Below are 22697 nucleotides of genomic sequence, written 5' to 3' on the forward strand. Positions count from 1 at the left end.
TCCTGGTAGTGATGTTGATGTTAGACAAATAAAGTATCTCCTGATTTAACTGACAGGAGATGGATATGAATAAAAAAGTAATTATTGAATCAGTTGTAAAGAAGAGCGCTTATGATGGTTTGCTGTCGTTTCTGCAGAGCAATTTGTCAACAGTCAGGGGGTTCGAAGGTTGTTTTGGGGTTAGGGTTTTCTTGGATAAAGAGTCCGGAGAGATGATTTTTGATGAAGAGTGGTTGTCAGTTGATCAGCATCAGAAATATATAAAATTCATTGCGGAAAGTGGTGTCATGGACAAGTTGATTGCCCATCTTGAGTCTCCTCCAAAGATTAAATATTTCGATCACCTGACTATCTGATCCATCTTGCAAGAGAGTGTGGATCTTGTTTTGAATCAGCTAATCCTCTGGTGTGAATAGAGAGGAATAGATCATTATTTACAGCTGGCAATCACTAACAAGTTCGATCAGGTATCTTTATATCTACATGACCCTCTGTTACCAGTTTGTACCTAAACCTACTCTAAAAGCCCCTCTCCCTTTACGGGAGAGGGGTTGGAGAGAGGGTGCGCGCGAAGCGCTTATGACACTGAATCCTATGCGGTACGATCTGATCAATTCTTGTTGTGCTGAGTAATGGTCTGGATGATGGTGTTGTTGAACTCCCTCTCTTCTTTCTCGCAAGAGGGCGTTGTAAATGCAGGCAGGGTAAACTTGAAAATAGATTTTGGTACATGAGAAAGCAAGGGTCAGTCCGTTTCAGCACTTCTTGGTGGGGCATGGCCCCACCCTACGGCTACTCTAAAGCCCCTCTCCCTTTACGGGAGAGGGGTTGGGGAGAGGGTGCGCGCGAAGCGCTTATGACACTGAATCCTATGCGGTACGATCTGATCAATTCTTGTTGTGCTGAGTAATGGTCTGGATGATGGTGTTGTTGAACTCCCTCTCTTCCTTCTCGCAAGAGGGTGTTGCAAATGCAAGCTGGGAAAATTGGAAAATAGATTTTGGCGCATGAGAAAGCGAGGGGCTGCACGTTTCAGCACTTATGGTGGGGCATGGCCCCACCCTACGGTTACTCTAAAAGCCCTCTCCCCCTCCTAGCAGAGGGTGTTGTAAATGAAAGCTGGGAAAATTCGAAATTAGATTTTGGTACACGAGAAAGGAAGGGTCTGTGCGTTTCAGCACTTAATGGTGGGGCATGGCCCCACCCTACGGCTACTCTGAAAGCCCCTCTCCCTTTACGGGAGAGGGGTTGGGGAGAGGGTGCGCGCGAAGCGCCTTCCCGAGACCCTTATAAGGACGTGAGGTTAAGTGTAGCCAATTTGTCCTGGTAACCAGAGCACGATATTTGGCAAGGCGATCAAGGTTCCGATAGTGATTACGTCGGCAATGAAGAATGGGATGCAACCTCGAAACACATCCTGAACCGTGCACTCCGGGCGTACTCCTGCCACCACAAAGCAGTTCAATCCGATAGGCGGGGTGATCAGACATAGTTCTGCCATTTTTACGACGATAATGCCAAACCATATGGAACAGCCGACACCGGAGACACCGAATGCGGATTCAGCTGCAGTGACGGCCTCTCCCCCATTCAAGGCAATCACTGCGGGGTAGACCACCGGCAGCGTTAACAGCAGCATACCGATGGCATCCATGAACATGCCGAGTAGTGCATAGGCACAAAGGATGAGTAGCAGGGTTAGCATCGGGCTTTGATCCAGACTGGTGATCCAGTCTGAGAATGCGCTGGGGAGGTCGGCAAAGCCGAGAAATCTTACATAGAGCAATACACCCCAGATGATGGTGAAAATCATCACCGTCAATTTGGCGGTTTCCATTAACGAATTTTTTATCTCTGTCCAGCGTGCACCTCGATAGATTGCTATGCAGAGTATGATGAATGCTCCAAGTGCACCGGCTTCAGTGGGGGTGCCCACACCACCATAGATACACACCACGATTATGCTGATCACAAAGAAGATGGGTAGTGCACCGGGGAGGGATTGAAATCGCTGCTTCCATGAAAAACCGGTGATGGGTGGGCCAAAATTCTTGCGCGTCTTGGCGAGTAGAATCACCAATCCGCCATAAATGAGCGCGGAGACGGCACCGGGAAGAAATCCGGCCATCAGCAGCGCCCCTACATCCTGCTCAACGATGATCGCGTAAATCACAAGAATCGCCGAAGGTGGGATCAAGGAGGCCAATGTGCCACCGGCAGCCACTACCCCTGCAGCGAAACGTTTGTCATAGCCAAGTTTCAGCATCTCGGGTACTGCAATGCGTGCGAATACTGCCGAGGTGGCGACAGAGGCACCGGAGACGGCGGCAAACCCAGCGGTGGAAAATACCGTGGCTACCCCCATCCCGCCTGGTAGCCAGCCGAGCCAGCGTTTTGCTGCTTCAAATAGTGCTCTTGTCAGACCGGCGTGATAAGCGAGGAAGCCAATTAAAATGAAGGTGGGAATCAATGAGAGTGCCAGAGTAGAGACTTTTGAGTGAGGAATGGTGCCAGCCATTTTGACAGCGACACCGAAGCCTTTTTCAAATCCCATCTTCGCAGAGAAGATCCACAACAGGCCGAGAAAGCCAGCCAGAGCAGCGGCGAAGGCAACTCTTACGCCGATTATGACGAACAGCAGCATTGCGCCTGTAACCCATAATCCGATACTGATTGAATCCATGTTCGCCATGGTTTCAAACAAGCTCATGAGCGATTCCCACTCTCTTTAATATCGCCCATCAGAGCCTCTGCCTCTTTGGCAGCAACTGTGGCGGCATTTTCAATCAACGGCACTGCCACAGGATGATCGCCGTCATCTTTGATAGCTCGTGCATATCCCCAAATTTGTAAAATCAATCTTAAGGCCAAAACTGTCAATGCCAGAGGTACGACCAGTTTTGCCGGCCAGGTGGGTAAATTGATGTCCAGCGATGAGTCGCCGATATCATATGCACGCCAGAAATGGAGATAGGAGCCGTAAATGAGCACAAGAGTGACCATCAGCATCAGGCATACAGATAGTACCTCGGCAAACCAAAGAATCCGCCCATGAAGGCGGCTGATCAGTATGTCCATTCTGATATGGCCACCAAGACGTTTGGTATAGGCGATACCGAGAAAAGCGATGAAAGCCATGGCCTGCTCAACCCAGTCGACATAGCCGTCGATCGGCAGAGAGAAAAGCCAGCGTCCAAGCACGTTAGTGGTGGCGAGGAAAACCAGCAGTAATATGGCTATGCCACCAATTAAATTAAGCAGCGACTCGAGTTTAAAGAAGAGGCGATCCGCGAGGCTTAATCGCGAATCGTCATTCAGTATTGTTGCAGAATTGGACATGAGTGCCTTTGCTGTTATAGCTGCAATTATTGTCAGTCAGCTATTTTCTGGTCAGTCGATTGGAGGTCGCCGTCTCCCTTTGGTCTATTTCGCAAACAGGGCAGCGGTAAAATCGAACAGTTTCTGGGAATCGAATTGCGCCGCATTGTTCTTGATCCACTCTGCTCTCACCGACTCGGAGAGCTTATTCAATTCGGCAGTCTGCTCTGCAGTGAAGGTCACTTTTGTGAGACCCTCATCTGTCACAGCCGCCTGATACTTACCCGTGGTGTTTTCATTGTAGTTCTTGACGTAATAGGCCAGAGCTTCATCGACTGAACCAAGCAGTGCTTCCCGATGTGCCGGTTTCAGGCTGTTAAGGGCATCAGTATTGACTACAACAGGGCAATTGGCTGATCCCAGGTTCAGGTTTGTGGTATACCATTTGCCTACCTTGTAGGATTTTGTTGCCAGATGGGCATGGGGGGCGAAGGAGGCAGCATCGATTACACCTGAATCCATGGACTGACGAACTTCGGAGAATGGAACGCCTGTTTTGACTGCTCCCAGTTTGCCCAGAACACCCATGATGCCCCCAGGGCCACGTACCCGAAGGCCCTTGAAGTCAGCCAGTTCCTGAATGGCATCGCTCTTACTGACGATGTTGTATTGAGGTAGCGGAGTGGGCATCAGCAGGGTGGCATTCCAGCGTGCCAAATCCTTTTTAACAATGGGGTGTTTAAAGACTTCTGTGTAGATTTCGGTTACCCGGGCTAATGAGATGTTGCGGGAAAAGGGCAGTTCAGTAACTGTAATCGTGGGGTTCTTGGCAGTATGGTAGAAGGAGCAGAATTGAGCCATTTCAAAAGCGCCAAATGAGATACCATCCAGATTTTCACGGGACTTGGAGAGACCGCCATAGGAGATATTCAGTTTAAACTCACCCTTGGTCTTGGCTTCAACCAGTTCAGCTAATTGTTCAACATTCTCAGTAAATGCACGGCGTTTGCCCCAGAGGGAAACATTCCATTCGGTGGCTGCTTGTAGTTCACCAATTGCAAAAGCGCCTATGATTATGGCAGCCAAAATGGCACGACCTGTTATTTTCATTGTGATACTCCTCGATATCGCGAGATGATGCCAGGAAAGGGGTGAGCAACTCTGTGGGTTGAGATTACCCCCCTTGATACTTATCGTCTGCTTAGTATATGCAAGGTTAGCTGCTGGATTAAAAGAAGTCCAAAATTGATCAGAGGGTTATAGATGAGGCCAATCATAACCACCGTTTTGGCTTTGATGGGCATTTTGTATATTCAGCACATGAATTTGAAGTTGGTAATGTTTTAGGCGTGACATCTCTGCTTGAATGTGCAAATTATCATCATGTTAACTGGGGTTATCAGATGAAAAAAAGAGTTGAGAGATAAGTCTGCTATTCTTTAGTCTGGCCTATTAACTAAAGGGGTTCTCCTATGCCGTTAGTCAATATTTCTATACTTAAGGGTAAGTCAGCAGAATATATTAAAGCGGTCACTGATGGCATAAACTCTGCGGTCATTGAAACCATGGACTTTCCTGATGATGATCGCTACCAGATTGTTCATGAGGTTGAGCCCCATTGTCTGCAATATCAGGAACGCGATGGTGATAGGGTGATGATGTATCTCATAATGCGTGCAGGACGATCAAACAAGGCAAAACAGGCTTTTTATAAAAAATGTGTTGAAAATCTTGCCAACGACCCTGGAATAGATCCGGGGAACGTATTGATTACAATCGCAGAAAACCATGACATTGATTGGTCTTTTCGCGATGGCATCGCGCAATTTGTAGTATGACGCACCACACTAGTGTTTGCAGACCCTAAGTGTCTGGCTTGTCGATTACAATGCTTATCTTGATTCTGCCCAGTGGTCAGATGGCTGCTGATATACCGTGTTAAGTTAAAAAATAATTGTCTAAGCTATGCTGCGCAACATATTGTAATTTAAGTAAAAGTATTGTGCTTGCGCGCTGTGCCAGGTCGGTAAATAGCTGCTCATTGATATGATTTCTGACTGGTTAAAGTCCTATAGCAAACGTTAAAGTTTTGAGGTTTCAGGTCGTTATAGGCTACAGAAGCAATTATGATCTGCTTCTAAGCGTGTTCGAAAAGGCAAACCTGCTGAAAGGTAGGGACGCAAAATCACAGTCTAAGGGCGGTTTGACTGCCTATGACCGATGGATTACCGAAACCGTGATATGAGCCAGTTGAAAAGAACTGGTGGCGTATTCAGACCAATAACCATGTGTTGTGCGTCTTGTCGTTTCGAACTCCTATAGCATGATAGGGGTTGAAAGATGTACACAAGGTTCAAAGCACAATCACTTTTCCTTAGTTTGGCACTGTTGCTCTCTACTATGTCGTTCAATGGTATGGCAAGTGATCAGTATCATAACCCAATATTCAACGATGCTGACCAGCAGCGGTGGGTATGCGATTATGCCAGTGGCCACAACGATGTTCTCTATATTCGCTGCGAAAACCTGACTAGTATCTATAATGACCCCCTGATCATGGAAGGGGATTATCAGGATAGTTCAACAAAGCTGATCCCTATCTGGCGTAAACCAAGTAGTCGTGTGGGTGCTGAGAGGCTGGTTAAAGCAGTGATCTGTGATCAGAAGTCTCAATGCAGTGTTGAGATGAAATCCCTGTTTGATGCAAGACGAATTGTATATCGCTGAATGCTAATGAGATAGTTGGTAGATTTCACTGACCTCGTGATCTAGTGGTGCGCCAGGGGCGCACCCTACATCTTATTGATTTAGCTTATAGATTCCAAACTCCTCATACTCGTCGTTACCCATCGGTTTTAAAACTAGAAAGTACCCTTCCTTTAGTTTTTTAAATGATATCTCTTTGATAATTGATTGGTGGGTAAAAATAATAAGATTGCCCTTTCCTCTATAGTTGCCGATACGGCTTTCAAGCTGGGAAGTATAAGAAACTGATTGCTCATCAGGAAGTTTCTCACGCGATGCCAGATAATCAAATGATTCAGCACGCCCGAATGCAGAGAGTGCACTCTCTTTTGCCAGGCAGTGGGGACTGGTTAGCACACTATCAATTGCAATATCCCTGGAGCGAAATAGTCTACCGATTTTTAATGCTTCGGATTTGCCCTTTTCGGAAAGGTTAACTTTGCTTGAGCATGTGCCATCGCTCAATAAAGATTGAGATGGACTATTATTATCTGTGACTGGGTAACTCATAACCACCACTAGACCTCCATTCTCCAGATGAGCCCATACCTGGTAAAGCAGCCTGATATAACTGACAACACCATCGACCTCCTTTTCTGTAAGAATATCTCTCCATGCGGGCATATAATCCCCTTTCCCTTCAAGAATCTGATCAGCAAGGGATCGATTGCTGATAGTGTCAGTTTTTTGAGGGTTGGTAAGATCAATGGGTTTTACACCGATGAGTTTTGTTAAAGCGCCATTACCTCCACCATCAACTCCATGACAGATCGAGCAATAACGCTGATATACCTCATAGCCCAATTCAGGATCTCCACTCAGATTGTGTTTTGCTGTGCTGAGAAAACGAAGATAGGCGATTAGTGAGGTGATCTGGTTCGGCTTGAGAATATCTTTCCATTTTGGCATATCCTCACTAATTTTACCGTGCCCTGAACGTAGGGATTTGGGTGATTTCCTGTCACCTGTAATTATTTTTTGAAGTTGATAGTCACTTTTAGTTGGTACATAACTGATGAGATCCTCTGCTTCAATGTCGATTCTAACTGCTAGAGGACCATCGCCTTTTCCATCCATACCATGGCATATCATGCAGTGAGATATATAGAGCTTTCTGCCTTCAAAAGCAGGGGATGGGTTGGCATTTGCTATAGAAGTAACAGCTATGAGAGGTGTGAGAAGCGCCAATATCTGAGCGACAAGTTTCATAGTTTAACCCCAAGTAAAATGACGTGAGTAATCGGCCACGAAATTTCTCAAAAGTAGTGTGAGCATAGGATGCTTAATAATCATAACCAGTATGTACTACCCCATGACAATTGAGCCAGCAGACACCATTGTGTACGCCATTGTCTAACCAGGTTGGTTCGTTATAAACACCAGCACCAGTAATCTCCCTGACCTGACCCGCTACATTGGATGATGTTAGAAAGTTAATTAAGTGAGGGCTAGATGCAGAACCGTGTGGGTCATGACAGTTGATACAGCCAAAATTTTCGTCAAGAACGTGTTTGGTATGAGGAAAGGTTTGGTCGGTATAGAGATTGCCGGAATCGTGGCATTTAAAACAGAGTTCGTTTGAGAGTGATGTAGCATTGACCGGATCCCAATCATAACTTTGCGCCAATATACCTTCATGGGTAGATCCGTGTGGTCCGGCTGGGTCCACTCCGCCTGCAGCAGGAGATGCATTACTGCTGTGGCAATCACTGCAATAGATCTGCCCACTGGTGGTAGTCAGGGGAATATCATTGCGCAGGCTGGGCACCTCGCTATTGTTTGTGGGGTTGTTTAACTCTATTGGGTGATAGGAGACCAGAGAGGGATTACCTGAATTAACTTTATCTCGAATATTATATATGCCATCTGCACGTACCATATTGTAGCTGTTTGCTGTGGAGCAGCGCTGGGTATCGCAAGCGCTTTTACCTGGTACGCCGTGGCACTTGAAGCAGACTTCATATTCGTAGTCCGCTTCTGGTTTTAAGCTGCCATTGATGTCAATACCTGATACACCTGCCATGCTGCCGTTGATTAGTGGTGCAGTTGAGTGATTACCACCGAGTGGGTTGGTCGGGTTGAAAGAGATCAAGGGTGGTGAATTAAAGCTTGCATGGGGGTTGTGGCAATCTTCACACTCTACGTGAAGAGACATAGTCAGAGGGTTCTCTATACGTAAGGAGTCGTGATCAATGCTCGGCGTCTGTTCTACCGGGTGGTGATAGAACTTTTGCTGTTCACTCATTATGTCAGTCTGTGCGACTGTTCCGTTGTGGCATAGGTAACAGGTATTCTCTTCGCTGTTTTTTAGTAGTCGTTCTGGTGTTGTTGCATTATGAGGTGCATGACAATTCATACAGGCGTTCTCCTGTACAGTCAGGCCTCTCCACTCTGGTTTACGCTCAGACCAGGGATTTGCTCCCTGAGCTGTGGCGTTTGAGGTTGCATGGGAACTGCTGACCCAGTCCCAGCCAGTACCGGAGTGTAGATGGCATGTGGTACACAATTCACCGTTTAACGTGGATTTGTGGAGAAATGGTGGATGGATGTTTTCATGTGCATCATGACAAGTGGAGCAGTGCAGTTCATTATTACTGAGTGGCAGGTCAACGTTATTGGGGTGGGCCAAGTCAGGGTCTGTTGATAGAAGACCTGGAGTATAAAAAATAGATACCGGGTGATCATCTGAGAGGTTTGTGCCGACCAATGATCGGCCAGTGATGAATGTATTACCGAGGTCATTGGTGACGCCAGGATTAATCATATTACCCAAGGCGATAGTGCCATCATGGCATGAGAGGCATAACACAGAGGATGAACTCATAACGCCCGCTTCTGCATCTTTGGTACTACTCTGGTAGTCTATATATCCTCCTCCCGATGATCTGTTCCATAGAGGTGAGTCTGGGGCTGATGCGTGAGGCGTATGACAAAATATACAGATACGATCCTCTGTTTGACTCTTTACCAAGCCAGGTCCTGATGTCGATAGGTTGTGTAGTGTATCAGCCACACCACCTTGGGTGGTATTGGAAGCTATCATCAGCAATATAAAGAGAAGATAGATCTTATGCATGTCACTCATCCACCTTCAGGTATTGAAAAACCTGGATGCGTTGATTATAAGAGTCGGCAACAAAGATTTTGTCATCCCAGACTGTTATCCCGGAAGGCATATAAAACTCGCCGGGTTTGTCACCTGATTTGCCGAACTCAAGTAAAAAATTACCATTTTGATCAAATATCTGAATGCGATTTGCGAGGGCATCTGCTACGTAGATATGGCCGTCAGAGTCTACTGTGATGCCTTTTGATTGGGTGAAAAAACCTGAAGCATCTCCCTGCTTACCGAAACTGTGTATATGTCGGCCACTGTCATCAAAGGACTGAATGCGAAAATTCATGGTGTCATTGACAATCAGTCTATTATTGGAAAATGCCAAATGTGTAGGATAGTTAAACATACTATCCTGGTCTCCACGCTTACCAATCTTGTATAGAAAATTACCATCATAATCATAGACATGTATCGTATGCGCTAGAGTGTCTGAAATATATAGATGTCTTAATGTCGAGTTAATGGTTAGGCTCGTTGGACGGGAAAAGTTATTTATAACCTTTACAATTTCGTTTTTGCTATTCAAAACAAATACTTTATTCAATTTAGAATCTGCTACGAATAGTCGATTAGTATCAATTGCAACCCCGATTGGAGATTCAAAGGGGTATTCTCCGGCCGAATTGAAGCTTATATATGACTGAGAATCTAAATCATAAATATGTATAGTCGTTGCATCTGGATCAGCAATGGCTACTCTGTTTTTGTGAACGGCTACAGCGTAGGGGCGGGACAAATTCTGTTCTTCACTACCTGTGAAAAACTCGACTACTTTTCGAATGAACGATTTTTCGATACCCAGGTCATTTGGGTTATGAAAAGTGGTAATGAACTCTACTCTTGATATCTCAGGAGCAGCCGGCCATACCAGACGGGGAGTTTGATCAGTCTTGACCAGTGGTGTTGGGCCTGTTGAAGAACAGGCATATAAGAGCAGTAAAAGTGTTGCGATAAGAAATCTGTTCACAGGATTCTCCGCCTCAGTGTAAACATCAATCTGTCATCGATAGTTTCGGTTTTTCCATTATTCTGTGTGCTGGTAATTTCACGTCTGTTATGATGATAGTTGAAATCCAGTTCAAGTTTACGATATCGCCATTGAGCCCAAAGGCCTGCGGTGATGAATTGGTCCTCTCTGAATCCGCCTGTTATTGCGCTTCCTCTATCCTCTCTTTTCCACGCACTTATTGTTGGACGGATATTGAAGTTACGACTCACTTGCCAATTAGCAGTGAGATCAATACGGTAGAGATCCGTGTCCAGTGATTCCTGTTCGATGAATGATTGGGTGGCATTGAGATTCCAAATTACGCCCTTTTTTCTGTTGTTCCATGACGATGTCCAATTAAAAAATTGGCTCAATGTATATGCTGTTGATTCGAATCCGCCTGACAGAGTATAACGGCGTTCTGCACCTAGTACCGTATCTATACCTAAAGGTTTGAATCGAAACTCCAGGTCAGTGAAAGTGTTACGTGTATTCTGCAGAAAACTTTCACTAGCACCCGAAATTAGTTTGTCATCTGACTGACTGTCGGAATGGGACAATCTTATCCAGTCGTAGTCTATTGAGAAGTGGTAATTGGTAAAAGTAGTAGAGAACTCCTGAGAAGGAAGTTGCTGTGCCTGGTAGCTTACAAGTATTGTATCGCCAGAATTAATTCGTCCTCCAGGAATAGTTTGCAACTGTGTAAGATCACCAGATAGTTGAATCGTTGTGTAATCAGTATTCTCGTTATATACAACCACTCCATTGCTATCGGTTACTATAATTGTGCTGGCTATGATAAAGCGCTGATCAAGAATCACTGCGCCTGTCAGCGGTACTGCTTTACTCTCATCGAAGATATCAATAGTGCTCAGTTTGGAAATACGATCAGTTTCCTGATAGGAGGCGCGCAGACCAGCTCTAACATTTGCGCCTAAAAGTTTATTTTTCGTGTACTGTGTCTCCATACCGAGACGCCATCGATCTTCGTCCAAATTATCAGATTCACGACTATTGATATTGATATGGGCAATCGTATCTATATTTTTATAAAGCCTGTGGTGCAGTTCAAAGTCACCACCATGTTCTATACTATCAATACTCTGTGTGATCGACTGATAGTGATAGGATGTGCGACTATAAAGGTTGTTCAGGTGCTGAATTCTGGCTGTCTCATCGATACTCAATCGCTTGTTTTCATTAAATCCTGTTCGATCATAATAGGTTACAATGGAGTGCAGTTGGCTGTTTTTACCCCAAAACAGATTATGCGAAACATTTCCTCTGTCGAGTTCATGGTCCTGGTCACGGGTGGCGATTCTATCATCAAGTTCACTACGCTCCAGATGGATATTTAGTTTGCTGCTACGTCCTTTTAAAATCCAGCTCTTCATTAACTCATCACGTTCTGTAATAGAGCTGTTTAAACTTGATTGAAACTCTTCATCAAAGGTTCTCTCTTGATAGGTAAGGCTTGAAGGGAAAGCAGGATTTTTCCAATGTAATGTGCCACTTTTAGTATCAATTACTGTATCAAAACGGCTACCCAGGGAACCGGTGTTGAGATTAGAGCTTTTTTGAGCTGACATATCTAAACTAAATGGGCCAGGAGTGCCACTTAGCAGACTCGTCTGCAACAGATAGTTCAGAAATTCACCATCGTTCTCCTGTCGTGACTGATCTGAGTCGAACTCGGACCAGGTATATACAGGCTCGATGTCAAAAAGGAACCAGGCAATTTTTTGGTCCAGCAGGTAGCCCATCTGCCCAATCCTCAGCCCGGCTTCCCACTCTGTTTCACGAGAATTACTGCCATTGCGCCTCTTAGTGCCATCAAATTTTACAATAGCATCTAACTCTGTTGGATAAAGCCCAAGATTATCACCAAGCTCTGCTGAAAGGTTAGTGCTCCATATGCAGATGAGAGTAATCAGTAAACGCCCACATATAGGAGATATCATGTTCTTTTGCATGATCTCCCACGGAAGCATACTACTACTTCTCTTTTATCAAATGACAGCGATTACAATTCGCAAAATCGTCGTCAAAGGCCTCGGTACCATTATGACAAGTGGCGCAGACTTTGCCTTCTTTCATCAGATCTTTGTTGATCGTTGTGGTGCCTGTCTTCATTTCAAATAAAGTATTGTGGCAGGCATCACAACGGTAGTTGATACGATGTATCCAATGAGGGAAAATTGATGGTGGAAATGATTTAAGTTTTTCTGGATCACCACCTTCACGGGTGTACTGAATATCTCCCGGAGCAGCACTAAGCGCTGAGCAGCACGCAAAAAGAATTATCAATGACGATAGTAGAATACAACTGTACTTACTAATCAGACCATAAGTGTTACTACACTCAGGGCTACAAGAATGGTTCAGATCAAGGCGCGGGTCGCTGGTAGGAGTGGCACAGGGATGTGCCGTTAACGGACCTAAGGATGGAATGGCCCCTCCCTTGTCAAGAGCCGCAACACTGAGATGAGTCATTCTTGTAGCCCCTAACCTATTGAATTTTAGCGGCAGTCCGTCGTGTGTTGGCTCACGGACTGCGTTATCAAAACTTGTTGTAGGAGTGCTGCTTTGGCATTTTGATGCCTTGCCATGAGTCAACACACGACGGCTGAGTGTCGTAATACTTATGGTCTGATTAGTACACATAAGCTCACCAATTATTTACCCATAAAACGAAATTAATATATTGTTATAAGTCAGTCGTCTTCTTCTTCTTCTTCCTCGTCATCATCGTTTATATGGCAGCGATCACATGCTTTGAGAGAGAAAGATACTTTCTTCTTACCGTGACATGCCCCACAAGATGCCCCTCGCTTCATCTCTTTCATGGTTGCAGGGTTTCTTTTGTAGGGATATAGCGTTGGGTTATGACAATTCTTACAACCAAGCCAAACAGTGTGTGCAGAGTGGGGAAAGAATGCATCGTCCTCACGCTCTTCGGCTTTAATTATAAAATCCCATTGGAAGGCAGTGGCCCACAATGTTTTTGGGTCCTTACCTGGACGAGGTCGAATCAAACCATTCTCTAAAGCATCTGACCAGTCAATATTCTTCTCATCATCTTTAGGTAATATTTTCTTTACCTTGTCCCACTCTTTGATTGACTCAATGTCAGGTCTGGGTGCATTGTCTTCTGGCAGTAAAAAGAGTGTGCCACTCATATTTCCAGAATGGCTCTGTTTTAGTTCAATTGTTTGCGATTCAATCAAAGCAGCCTGTCTTTTTAATTCTTCTTCAGCCAGATCTTTGGCTGTAGGAGGCTGTATATCGAAGAAAAGCTTCTTGGTCTCAGTACTGCAAGCAGCAATCAATAGAATACAGGATGTAACCAGGGTTATAAGCATAACCCTGGCTATCCTGCTCAGCTTGTCTGCTAGGCAGATCATGCGCCAATTTCGCAGTAATACTACTTAATGTGACATGCCAGGCATAACGCACTACCGGCATTGCTTAAGCGTAGAAAAGGCTGATTGGTATTGTCATGAACAGAGTGGCAAGTACCGCATTCGACCTGATCACCGCCTGTACCAAACAGTTGCAAGCCGTTGACCTGGGAATTTACCGAGGCAACGAAATCAGTATCCTGTGTGGAGTTGTAGGTGAGGGAGATCGGATGATCATTACTCAGGTCAGTACCAAGACTGTCACCCAAAGTGAATACACCTTGCGCAGCGGTTACACCGCTCGGAAAGTTAATTAATTGATCTGCTGCAACAGATCCATCATGACAGCTAAGACACGCAAGCGAGACACCTGATGGTGAGCCTGCAATTGTCATATCAAGAGATGGACTGCTGTACATAGTGTAGGTTGCTGTGGTGTCCTCATGATTCCACAAAGGTGTTGTGTTGTTAGTTGTACTGGCGTTATGTGGAGTATGACAGTAAGCACAGATTTGAGTGTTACCTGCATTGGTCAACAGAGTTGTCTGACTCGTCAGGTCGTGAGATGTGCCGGCAATATCTGCAAATGATGATGTGACGAATAGGGTGAAGAAGGCCAGTAGTAATGCCTTGGTTGCTGTGTTCCTCATTCCAATCCTCCCGAAAGGTAATGGATGATGCACCAGCTCCTTTTTAGTGCTGAATATTTAGTTCTAATTTTTACTGCTTAGGGTGCTTCTACTGCTTTTTCGCCTGGGCTGCTTTGTAGATCAGCAGTTCTGAGGGTTTCTTAAGGTTTGCTTAAGAAATGGGATAATATTCCCACATTAATAACAATCCTATGTCAGTATTCAAAGAACGTCAATGTTTTTGGGGAACTAAATGACATGTTGCCAACGATCAGCAGGTAATTGATTTGCAAAGTAGGAGGGAAATAAATATTAAGTAAATTACTTGGTATTTATTGATCTAAATGTCTCAACGATGAATCTACTAGTTAAAGATAAATAGAAATAAATCTTCACTATTGCCACTAATGGAAGTTAAGTATGTTCTGCAATCTAATTAACGCTGACAACAATAGGCTGAACTCCAGCATATGGTATATCAACTAATGGTTCGGATGAATATTACCGAAATAGTGGTCCTACCCACTAGGGTTCTTGACCATTTTTCAGATACTCAAACATTTCGATTCGCTGGTTCAACTGGTCAGCAATAAAGATGTGATTGTTTTGGTCTACGTGAGCGCCGGCAGGTAGATAAAACCCCCCTGGCCCAGTGCCGGACTGGCCCAGAGTCAACATCAGTTTGCCATCCGGATTAAAAATCTGCACATTATTGAATGCAGCATCCACGGTATAGATGTGGCCATCACTATCGATTCCAATACCTTTGAGTCGACTAAATTGGCCTCGTCTGTCTCCGAGTTTCCCAAAACTTCTTAGGTATGTACCTGCTTGGTCAAATATCTGAACACGAAAGTTCATCGTGTCAGAGATGTAGATTACTCCATTTTTATCCATGGCAATATTGGTAGGAAAGTTAAATTTACCAGAGTCGCCACCGCGTTCGCCAATGGTGAAATCAATTCCACCATCCTTATTAAAAACAATTACTTGGTGCTTCTTTGAGTCGACGACATAAAGTTGCTGAGTTTCATCGTTGAAGGCAAGGCCGACAGGTGAAGTTAAGATATCCTTGCCGCCATATGCATTTATAAAACTTCCATTTTTATCATAAATGACCACGCGATGATCTATAACATCGCTCACGTAAACATTGCCTTGAGCATCAGATGTAATACCTGTTGGCTTTTTTAATGCGCCAGGACCAGTAGTACCCCAATAGGTTAAATTTTGTTTTTTGCGGTCAAATACCACAAGTCCTGCTATACCTGTATCGGCTACATATACTCGCCCTTGCGAGTCACTGTGAACACCATAGGGTTTGATTAATTCCAGGGGCTTCTCCTCTTTTTTTCCAAGGAACCAGTCACGCAAACTCTGTTTACTCTCAGCAGTTAGTGATTCAGAAGATTTAAGTGAGCCAATGTAGCGAATTCTCGGTTTTGCTGGTGGTGCAGGCCAAACGAAATTCTCTGCTTGAGCTTGTTCGCTGGAAGAGGGAACGCGAGAGGCGCAGCCAGAAACTAATGTAATCAATGCTAATATTATAATTATCGGTGTCAGACAAAATTCTGGCTGATATCTAAGATTGGGAAAACCAGTTTTTGGTTTAAGGCTCACTTTTATCCTCCCGGTGGTTCAAATGTCAGCTATTGTTTTGTAATAGAGGTGCTGATCGAGTACGCTTAAGTGTATGGTAGCTTAACTCCTGCGTCTCAGGAACCCAGCATGGTATCGAATCAATGTCAGAGGATTCGGTGACAATAGATAATAATAGAATAGCTACAGAACTATCAGTGTGCCTATATCTCGTTGCTTTGGTATTTGCACTCAACCAGAATAAAAACATAGCAAATATTAGTCTACCGTTGAGATCTTTTGGCCAAGACCTATCAAGAGGTTTCCGGGATAAGCCTTGCTCAATCTTATTGAAGGGATAATTATGTATAACTTCAGATCATTCGTGACAGCAGTTCTTCTGTTTACTAGCCTGGCGACATCAGCTGATGAGGTTGGTACAGGAACGGGTACGGTTAAAAATGTCATCGATGTAGGCAGTTATACCTATGTGCAGCTCCAACAAGAGAATATTTGGATTGCAACCACTCATCTGGCAATAGTCGCCGGGGATGAGATTGAGTTTTCAGGTGGCATGGAGATGAAGGACTTTTACAGTAAAACCCTGGATAGAACTTTTGAGTCCATCATTTTTGTACAGAAGGCGAACCGGGTAGGTGACATGGATATGGATAGCCTTCACAGCTCAGTGGCTGGAAAAGGAGAGGCAGAAGGGGCTATGGTGGCTCCTCAGTCAGCTTCAGTCAAAGCCCCAGAGCCTGGTGATATTGATCCACTCTCAGGCGGTATGACGATAGCTGGGATTCAGGAGAATGCAACCAGACTAAAGGACACAATCGTGGAATTGCGAGCAAAGGTTGTTAAGGTTAATCCAAATATCATGGGCAAGAACTGGATTACATTGCAGGACGGTACGGGTACCAAGCCAAATGATAAGCTGATTGCTACCTCAGATGAAATGGTCTCACCAGGAGAGCTGGTAACTGCTAGCGGTGTGGTTCGGAATAATATTGATATAGGCTCTGGCTATAAGTATAAAGTTTTACTCGAGCAAGCCAAGTTCACACAAAGTACTGAAGCACCTTAACTTGTTGGCTAGGGTCTAGATCAGGAGGCGCGAAATACGCCCCCTGCGAGACTATTTACTTACTGCGGATAAGTTCGACACGTCGGTTCTGTGCTTTGCCTTCAGATGTCTCATTTGAGGCAATTGGCTGCTCTTCACCATACCCCATGGCGCTCATATTGTCGGCAACAACGCCTTTGTCTGTAAGATAGGCCATTACCGTCTCAGCTCGGCGTTGTGATAGATCCTTGTTGTATACCTCATCAGCGTCGCTGTCGGTATGACCGGCAATCTCAACCACAACAGTTGGGTTTGCAATCAGGGTGTTGGCTACCCGATCAAGAATTTCAATAGAGCTATCGGTCAACTCATCGGAATCGGTCTTGAAGTTGACACCACGCAAGACGATGGATGCTGACTCTTCACAACCTAAACCATCAACGACGACACCGGCTGCAGAATCAGGACAAATGTCTGCAACATCCAGCACGCCATCTGCATCACTATCGGTTTTGACTGGGGATTCGTCAGCGATCGGTGCTGGTTCAGCATTGGCTGCAGTAGCAACCTGAGTGGCGGTATCAGTGGTGAGCGGTGCTGGCCATGCGTAAGGGCCATGACCATAACCGTTATAGCCACGTCCATCTCCGTAACCATGGCCACGCCCTGAGCCTTTCATGCTGATACTGAAATCCATGTCCATGTCGCCAAACATGTCTCCCATGGCGTCGAAAGGTCCCCAATTTGAACCTCCCCAACCGTTGTTATAGTATGGACGGCCATAGTATGGGGCGGGTGCACCCCAGACTGGTGAGCCATGTACGGGTATGCCGGCCTGAGATGAAGCAGGAGCCGCATAGGGCGCAGTGTCTGGTTGCCAAAAGTCGGGTTGTGTACGGGGGGCCGTTGCCATTTTGGCGCGCCTCTCTTTGACCCACTCAGGTAGTTGGTGGCGTTCAAAGGCAGGCATCTGCTGCATGGATTGATGTTGCGCTCTACGCTTAACTACCCATTCGGGTGTCTCAAAAGCAGGCATCTGCTGCATGGATTGATGTTGCGCTTGACGCTTAACTACCCACTCGGGAGTCTCAAAAGCAGGCATCTGCTGCATGGATTGATGTTGCGCTCGACGTTTAACTACCCACTCGGGAGTCTCAAAAGCAGGCATCTGCTGCATGGATTGATGTTGTGCTCGACGTTTAACTACCCACTCAGGTGTCTCAAAAGCAGGCATCTGCTGCATGGATTGATGTTGTGCTCGACGCTCAACTAGCCACTCGGGTGTCTCAAAAGCAGGCATCTGCGGCATGGATTGTTGTTGTGCTTGACGCTTAACTACCCACTCGGGTGTCTCAAAAGCAGGCATTTGCGGCATGGATTGATGTTGTGCTCGACGCTTAACTACCCACTCGGGTGTCTCAAAAACAGGCATTTGCGGCATGGATTGTTGTTGTGCTTGACGCTTAACTACCCAGTCGGGTGTCTTAAAAGCAGGTATCTGGGGTGTAGTCGGCATTTGAGAGCGACGATCAGCGATCCAATCTGGAACTTGAGGAGCCTGATATGGCTTCATGTTGGGCATTTGACGAAACATCCTGGGGTCTCGTTCTGAGGCAAACTTTTCACGCAACGCATCCATCTCGGTTCGACGCAACTTGATCCACTCGGGGGTTTGAAAGCGGTTGGAAGTTGAAGTCGGCTGGTATTCTGATTCAGAGGTAGTTTCGGCAAGGAGGGTTGCTGGGGCGGCTGAGACCGCAATGCTGAACATAATTGTAACGAGCGGGCTTTTGGTAAACATGACGTTCACTCCTGTCAGTGGACTGGCCACTGAACAGCTCGTGGACCGGGTCTATTTCTTTGGTATTTTAAAATTTTCTTATATTCTACATTATTTCTAAAGGAAAAATCACCTGGTTTTAAAATGCTACAAATGTTGACATCTAAACTATGAAATATTGAAGGCGTTTGGTGGGGAAGATCAGATTTACTTAACGACAGTGAAAAAAAGTCTGAGTAGTTACTTTTTATATCTCATTGTACTCCTCAGACCAGCCCTATATGAGTTGCACTAACAAATTGAATTCACTAGATTAGGAACGAGATGCCTGTCTGCCGGCTTGATGAGCTTTTGGATAAGTCGTGATGCACTTTAAAGTTGAATCTTCCAAAGATAGCTATTTTAGATAACTGATATTACTCCAGCTTCTACGAATTTGTTCTTTGAGGTGAGGGAGTTTATCCCTAAGTGTGTATATCTGCATCATGATAGGCCCGTTTCCCGATTTATGACCAACAAAGACCTTTACATCAATCGCAACACCATTTGCAGTTCCCCGGTAATTCAGTTCATAGCCTTTAAGTTCGCCATAGCTAGATAATGTTGGCTCCATTTTCGATATATCTTGATCAGAAACTTGATAGTTCTTAGCGCCAGTTTTAATTGCAGTTGTTGCTACTTCATATAGCTCATTAGGATTTAATGCCATGCCAGGAAATGATACGATTGACATTGCAGCAGGAGGGTATACCTTGGGTGGCGATTGGGCTGTAAAAATTGGCTTTTTTCCACGATATTTTATGTCTGTTATCCAGAGTGGATCAAATTCCGTCCATACTTCGAGACCTAGCTCATGAAGTAGGTTTTTTTTCATTGGGCGTTTTGATTGTTCCGCAACAGCAACACCAATAAAAAACAAAAGAGAAACTAAAGTAAAAAAGAATCTTGATTTGGTGACTCTTATATAACGATTCATAGTTGCTATCTCTGGATCATTCCTGCACCTAATCCTAAAAGAAATATAAAGATCAAAAGAACTAATCCATACCACTTGAGACTATTAGAAAATGTTTCGCGCCATTTAAAGCTACTGAAGAAGAATATAATTAGCCAAGTTATGAAGTAACTGATAACAAGGCGACCGAGAAGATTTCCGATTAAATAGGTATTCATATTTTCTACTTATCCTTCTTTGAGCAATCAATTTCTAATTGATGTATTAATTTAGCTGAATCAAATTCATGAACTGGTAATGGAAGAAAAAGAATGCCACGGATATCAGAATCATTGATCAAATCATATATACTATCATTTACAATAATTCTATTTTCAAAGTATTTGATTCGGAAAAGTGATGAATCTTTTTTTATTATAGAGTTATTGATTTCGAGAAGTTTAAGGCTTGTTGGTCTTTTTCCTGATTTACGTTCAACCAATGTATATTGTGATTTATCATAATCAAAGCAATCTAAAATAGGGCGAAAATGCGCTAAATAGAATGTCCCATAATTATTGTTGGAATCATCCAGCGTTGTTATTGGTACGTATTGACAATTAACTCCTATAGCCAGCAGCATATTTTTTAATTTTTCTGAGATTATTTTGGCAGTACCTATTTCGTAGTAATCTGCCATAGGTAGTGACTGGCACTTAGGATCACAATATATAGAAAAGAATTGTTTGATATATTCAACAGCTGAATCTGTTAGAGGTTGATCCTTTACAAGTAATTGTGATATGGCTCTATAGTTGTCCACATCATAATCAGTTCGGTGAACAGAAAAAGCATTACAGAAATCCCCACAACTGACTGGATTTACATGAAGCTGGTAGTACATAGATCAGTTAGCCTCTGTTTGGATCTGCCGCCTGACAATATATACGACAGTTTGTTAAATCATCTGTGATTTCAGATTGGATTGAATAAACCCTATCGAATAATTCCTGTTCAGTCATTTCACCACTGGCCCATTCAGCGTCTAGATCATCAAGTTTTGCTTTGACATAGCTATAATACTCATCAGTGTGGCCACCAGTGTGAACAGGTAGGTACGGTGGTCCGTTCGCTAACATATCATCGATTGCTGCTTGTGTCCGTGGTAATGCTATACCATTTAGAGGGTTATCAATGTCATATCCTAAATTTTTTGCGGCATATTGAAGAGCATCAGATTGCTGGGCAACTGAACCTGATATTGCGTGATGAGCTGAGTAGCCATCAGGAATATTAATACCCATATCATTCATTTGATTTCTTAATCTTGTAGATGAATGATTTAAATTTCCAGAAATGCACCTAATTGTTGCATTATGTGCCCAGATTAAACTATTTCCAACGAAATAACTTTCAGTATTAGCTACGCTAAAATTATGTACTTTTAGAGTGCTATTAATCCTTGTGTTGCTGAGCACCCTTGCATCACTAGTGCCAGTAGCAATTACACTCCCTCGTTCAATATCTTTAGTTTCTACCCAACCAACTCCCTGTACCCATAGTGGGTGGGTATCAGTTATTTTTATTGTTTCTTGGTCAGTTACAAGTAGACGATAATGATCAACGAACCTACTAAAGGTATTTGTCACGGATTGGTCAGTATCAAGGTATGAGTATTCATCCCGTGAAGCAACTAGATTACCCTTTAATACACTTTCGATTGGTTTAAGACCAAGTGATGTCTGTATTTGAGTGCCAGATGAAAAGCTGGCGCATGGCATATCTTCTTTAACACGTCTTAAAGCTTGTGCTAGATCACCAAACCTACTAAGTTTTGTAGCTAGCTTCATCATAAATGCAGGACTTACATAGTTGCCAATGATCCTACCTCTATCGTAAGCGCCACAATTTACAAGTTTGCTCCAGTCCTCGCCAAGGGCTTCACCAATCATTTGAGCAGTGCCTACTGGATCATTGTAGAAAGCCTTACCAAGCTCAATCAAACCAGCAGCTGTGTCGATAGGATGTAGTACAATGTTTACGAGATCTCCAATTTGGTCTTTTATTCCAGCCCAGAAACCTTTGACGAACTCATAACCTTCTACCAATCCATCTTTTACACCATCCCATAGGTCACCCCAAAAGCCTTGATCTTCATCACTAGCTCCCTGATTATCATCTTCAGGGCTATTGGATTCACATTCGACAGAATCCATTGGATTGTCGCTATTTGTATTCTGATCGTCGTTGAAGTTATTACCAGCATCTCCTGAATTTGTGTCTCCAGTATTGTCCGTTCCAGAACTGTTCTCATTATTACTATCTGAATTGTCAGATCCTGTATCATTGCTGTCAGTAGATGAACCTTCACCAGTATTACCTGTTGCAGGAGTGCCACCACCTGGTTCTTCGGTTGAATGAATATTGTTGTTATCTCTCCACGCATCGGATTGCATACGTACAGTTGCAACAGAGGTAATAGGAATGCGGCGTGAATTGTAAAATTGACTATTATCTGGATCGAATTGACGCATAATCGCAGGAATTACGCGGTCCATCAGTGGCACCTTTAGCTCATATCCAAAAGTGGTTTTTATCTTCAATAGGTTAGCGTCTTGAACATTAACACCGCTATTTGAATTTACTGATTGGTCACGCCAACGTAAGTGGCTATTTGGTATACCAAAATGCGTTTGGTTTGTACGTGGGTCTACGATATCTCTACCATAATCGTCAAACGCTTCTACGGTAGGGTTTATAATCTCAATTTTTGTGAATCTAGGATCTTGAACCTCAAGACTTGAGCGGGTAATTGCTGCAATAGCTTTTCTAGGGGTGCCATCACCACCATAGAGAGGGGCAAGTCTGAGGCCAAGTTCTGATTTGATAGCACTACTTTGTGCATGTCCTACTGCCCCTGCGCGAGCAGCTTCAAATGTAGCATAGTTGATGGTTGTTTTTGCATCATAGATAAGTGCGGTTTGCAATCCGCCTAAACCTAATAGGAGTAGGGCAGGTAATGAAACCAGTAATTCTGTCATGGCTGCGCCATGTTGCCGGATCCTTTTGACACGACTAAACCGCTTCGCTAAGCTCCATACATTAATCATTGAATTCTCCTATATTTCCTTGTCGTGCCT

General features: G+C 44.2%; 19 protein-coding genes and 1 riboswitch. Of the genes, 4 read left to right on the forward strand and 15 right to left on the reverse strand.

Features of this window, described 5'->3' with window-relative positions:
- The first annotated feature begins 65 nt into the window (after positions 1 to 65).
- Complete coding sequence (locus AC4IE7_RS15830; RefSeq protein ID WP_490777828.1) at positions 66 to 356, forward strand: hypothetical protein; 291 nt, start codon at positions 66 to 68, stop codon at positions 354 to 356.
- Between the two features lie 947 nt (positions 357 to 1303).
- Here AC4IE7_RS15830 and AC4IE7_RS15835 read toward each other — a convergent pair.
- From AC4IE7_RS15835 to AC4IE7_RS15845, 3 genes are all read right to left on the reverse strand, one after another.
- A complete protein-coding gene (locus tag AC4IE7_RS15835; protein ID WP_490777829.1) occupies positions 1304 to 2710 on the reverse strand; it encodes a TRAP transporter large permease in 1407 nt (468 codons plus the stop codon).
- Positions 2707 to 3339 carry a TRAP transporter small permease subunit gene (locus AC4IE7_RS15840; protein ID WP_490777830.1) on the reverse strand — a complete coding sequence of 211 codons (633 nt, stop codon included), beginning with the start codon at positions 3337 to 3339 and terminating at the stop codon, positions 2707 to 2709. Before AC4IE7_RS15840 ends, AC4IE7_RS15835 begins: the two co-directional genes overlap by 4 nt.
- A gap of 84 nt (positions 3340 to 3423) precedes the next feature.
- The gene (locus AC4IE7_RS15845; protein WP_490777831.1) at positions 3424 to 4428 is read right to left on the reverse strand and encodes a C4-dicarboxylate TRAP transporter substrate-binding protein; all 1005 of its coding nucleotides are present in this window, start codon (positions 4426 to 4428) and stop codon (positions 3424 to 3426) included.
- A gap of 362 nt (positions 4429 to 4790) precedes the next feature.
- Here AC4IE7_RS15845 and AC4IE7_RS15850 point away from each other — a divergent pair, with 362 nt between their 5' ends.
- The gene (locus tag AC4IE7_RS15850) at positions 4791 to 5156 is read left to right on the forward strand and encodes a tautomerase family protein (protein ID WP_490777832.1); all 366 of its coding nucleotides are present in this window, start codon (positions 4791 to 4793) and stop codon (positions 5154 to 5156) included.
- 306 nt (positions 5157 to 5462) lie between these two features.
- A riboswitch (cyclic di-GMP riboswitch) is annotated at positions 5463 to 5551 on the forward strand.
- A 107-nt stretch (positions 5552 to 5658) separates the two neighbouring features.
- Positions 5659 to 6045: a hypothetical protein gene (locus AC4IE7_RS15855; RefSeq protein WP_490777833.1), complete on the forward strand. Its 387-nt coding sequence runs from the start codon at positions 5659 to 5661 to the stop codon at positions 6043 to 6045.
- 72 nt (positions 6046 to 6117) lie between these two features.
- Here AC4IE7_RS15855 and AC4IE7_RS15860 read toward each other — a convergent pair whose 3' ends face one another.
- The 8 genes from AC4IE7_RS15860 to AC4IE7_RS15895 all read right to left on the reverse strand — a co-directional run bounded on the left by AC4IE7_RS15860 (position 6118) and on the right by AC4IE7_RS15895 (position 15819).
- Positions 6118 to 7272, reverse strand: coding sequence for a c-type cytochrome (locus AC4IE7_RS15860; protein WP_490777834.1), 1155 nt, complete (start codon positions 7270 to 7272; stop codon positions 6118 to 6120).
- A 73-nt stretch (positions 7273 to 7345) separates the two neighbouring features.
- Entirely contained in the window at positions 7346 to 9139 is a 1794-nt protein-coding gene (locus AC4IE7_RS15865) for a cytochrome c3 family protein (protein WP_490777835.1), read from the reverse strand.
- 1 nt (position 9140) lies between these two features.
- Entirely contained in the window at positions 9141 to 10148 is a 1008-nt protein-coding gene (locus AC4IE7_RS15870) for a 6-bladed beta-propeller (protein WP_490777836.1), read from the reverse strand.
- Positions 10145 to 11932 (reverse strand): hypothetical protein, encoded by a 1788-nt coding sequence (locus AC4IE7_RS15875; RefSeq protein WP_490777837.1) that lies wholly within the window; start codon positions 11930 to 11932, stop codon positions 10145 to 10147. The genes AC4IE7_RS15870 and AC4IE7_RS15875 overlap by 4 nt, the downstream gene beginning before the upstream one ends.
- A 232-nt stretch (positions 11933 to 12164) precedes the next feature.
- Positions 12165 to 12833: a c(7)-type cytochrome triheme domain-containing protein gene (locus AC4IE7_RS15880; protein WP_490777838.1), complete on the reverse strand. Its 669-nt coding sequence runs from the start codon at positions 12831 to 12833 to the stop codon at positions 12165 to 12167.
- Between the two features lie 50 nt (positions 12834 to 12883).
- Positions 12884 to 13531, reverse strand: a complete 648-nt coding sequence (locus AC4IE7_RS15885) for a c(7)-type cytochrome triheme domain-containing protein (protein ID WP_490777839.1) — start codon at positions 13529 to 13531, stop codon at positions 12884 to 12886.
- Positions 13532 to 13593: 62 nt separating this feature from the next.
- Positions 13594 to 14220 carry a cytochrome c3 family protein gene (locus tag AC4IE7_RS15890; protein WP_490777840.1) on the reverse strand — a complete coding sequence of 209 codons (627 nt, stop codon included), beginning with the start codon at positions 14218 to 14220 and terminating at the stop codon, positions 13594 to 13596.
- A 504-nt stretch (positions 14221 to 14724) separates the two neighbouring features.
- A complete protein-coding gene (locus AC4IE7_RS15895) occupies positions 14725 to 15819 on the reverse strand; it encodes a 6-bladed beta-propeller (protein ID WP_490777841.1) in 1095 nt (364 codons plus the stop codon).
- Between the two features lie 322 nt (positions 15820 to 16141).
- On the opposite strand from AC4IE7_RS15895, the gene AC4IE7_RS15900 reads away from it, so the two are divergent.
- Positions 16142 to 16864 carry a hypothetical protein gene (locus tag AC4IE7_RS15900; RefSeq protein ID WP_490777842.1) on the forward strand — a complete coding sequence of 241 codons (723 nt, stop codon included), beginning with the start codon at positions 16142 to 16144 and terminating at the stop codon, positions 16862 to 16864.
- A gap of 55 nt (positions 16865 to 16919) precedes the next feature.
- Here the strand turns inward: AC4IE7_RS15900 and AC4IE7_RS15905 are convergent, their stop codons facing one another.
- The 4 genes from AC4IE7_RS15905 to AC4IE7_RS15920 form a co-directional block, all read right to left on the reverse strand.
- On the reverse strand, positions 16920 to 18644 hold the full coding sequence (locus AC4IE7_RS15905) for an OmpA family protein (RefSeq protein ID WP_490777843.1): 1725 nt from the start codon (positions 18642 to 18644) through the stop codon (positions 16920 to 16922).
- Between the two features lie 376 nt (positions 18645 to 19020).
- Entirely contained in the window at positions 19021 to 19599 is a 579-nt protein-coding gene (locus AC4IE7_RS15910; RefSeq protein WP_490777844.1) for a hypothetical protein, read from the reverse strand.
- Between the two features lie 202 nt (positions 19600 to 19801).
- On the reverse strand, positions 19802 to 20461 hold the full coding sequence (locus AC4IE7_RS15915) for an imm11 family protein (RefSeq protein ID WP_490777845.1): 660 nt from the start codon (positions 20459 to 20461) through the stop codon (positions 19802 to 19804).
- Positions 20462 to 20468: 7 nt separating this feature from the next.
- Positions 20469 to 22667, reverse strand: coding sequence for an AHH domain-containing protein (locus AC4IE7_RS15920; RefSeq protein WP_490777846.1), 2199 nt, complete (start codon positions 22665 to 22667; stop codon positions 20469 to 20471).
- Between the last annotated feature and the right edge of the window lie 30 nt (positions 22668 to 22697).

Source organism: Candidatus Thiodiazotropha sp. AKAK3, assembly GCF_058244645.1.

What these genes read in the sequence shown, in the direction of transcription:
- AC4IE7_RS15900 (WP_490777842.1), top strand. Translation starts at nt 16,142, where the DNA reads ATGTATAACTTCAGATCATTCGTGACAGCAGTTCTTCTGTTTACTAGC.
- AC4IE7_RS15860 (WP_490777834.1), bottom strand. Translation starts at nt 7,272, where the DNA reads ATGAAACTTGTCGCTCAGATATTGGCGCTTCTCACACCTCTCATAGCT.
- AC4IE7_RS15920 (WP_490777846.1), bottom strand. Translation starts at nt 22,667, where the DNA reads ATGATTAATGTATGGAGCTTAGCGAAGCGGTTTAGTCGTGTCAAAAGG.
- AC4IE7_RS15850 (WP_490777832.1), top strand. Translation starts at nt 4,791, where the DNA reads ATGCCGTTAGTCAATATTTCTATACTTAAGGGTAAGTCAGCAGAATAT.
- AC4IE7_RS15890 (WP_490777840.1), bottom strand. Translation starts at nt 14,220, where the DNA reads ATGAGGAACACAGCAACCAAGGCATTACTACTGGCCTTCTTCACCCTA.
- AC4IE7_RS15915 (WP_490777845.1), bottom strand. Translation starts at nt 20,461, where the DNA reads ATGTACTACCAGCTTCATGTAAATCCAGTCAGTTGTGGGGATTTCTGT.
- AC4IE7_RS15835 (WP_490777829.1), bottom strand. Translation starts at nt 2,710, where the DNA reads ATGAGCTTGTTTGAAACCATGGCGAACATGGATTCAATCAGTATCGGA.
- AC4IE7_RS15845 (WP_490777831.1), bottom strand. Translation starts at nt 4,428, where the DNA reads ATGAAAATAACAGGTCGTGCCATTTTGGCTGCCATAATCATAGGCGCT.
- AC4IE7_RS15885 (WP_490777839.1), bottom strand. Translation starts at nt 13,531, where the DNA reads ATGCTTATAACCCTGGTTACATCCTGTATTCTATTGATTGCTGCTTGC.
- AC4IE7_RS15840 (WP_490777830.1), bottom strand. Translation starts at nt 3,339, where the DNA reads ATGTCCAATTCTGCAACAATACTGAATGACGATTCGCGATTAAGCCTC.
- AC4IE7_RS15880 (WP_490777838.1), bottom strand. Translation starts at nt 12,833, where the DNA reads ATGTGTACTAATCAGACCATAAGTATTACGACACTCAGCCGTCGTGTG.
- AC4IE7_RS15875 (WP_490777837.1), bottom strand. Translation starts at nt 11,932, where the DNA reads ATGGGCTACCTGCTGGACCAAAAAATTGCCTGGTTCCTTTTTGACATC.
- AC4IE7_RS15910 (WP_490777844.1), bottom strand. Translation starts at nt 19,599, where the DNA reads ATGAATCGTTATATAAGAGTCACCAAATCAAGATTCTTTTTTACTTTA.
- AC4IE7_RS15855 (WP_490777833.1), top strand. Translation starts at nt 5,659, where the DNA reads ATGTACACAAGGTTCAAAGCACAATCACTTTTCCTTAGTTTGGCACTG.
- AC4IE7_RS15830 (WP_490777828.1), top strand. Translation starts at nt 66, where the DNA reads ATGAATAAAAAAGTAATTATTGAATCAGTTGTAAAGAAGAGCGCTTAT.
- AC4IE7_RS15865 (WP_490777835.1), bottom strand. Translation starts at nt 9,139, where the DNA reads ATGCATAAGATCTATCTTCTCTTTATATTGCTGATGATAGCTTCCAAT.
- AC4IE7_RS15905 (WP_490777843.1), bottom strand. Translation starts at nt 18,644, where the DNA reads ATGTTTACCAAAAGCCCGCTCGTTACAATTATGTTCAGCATTGCGGTC.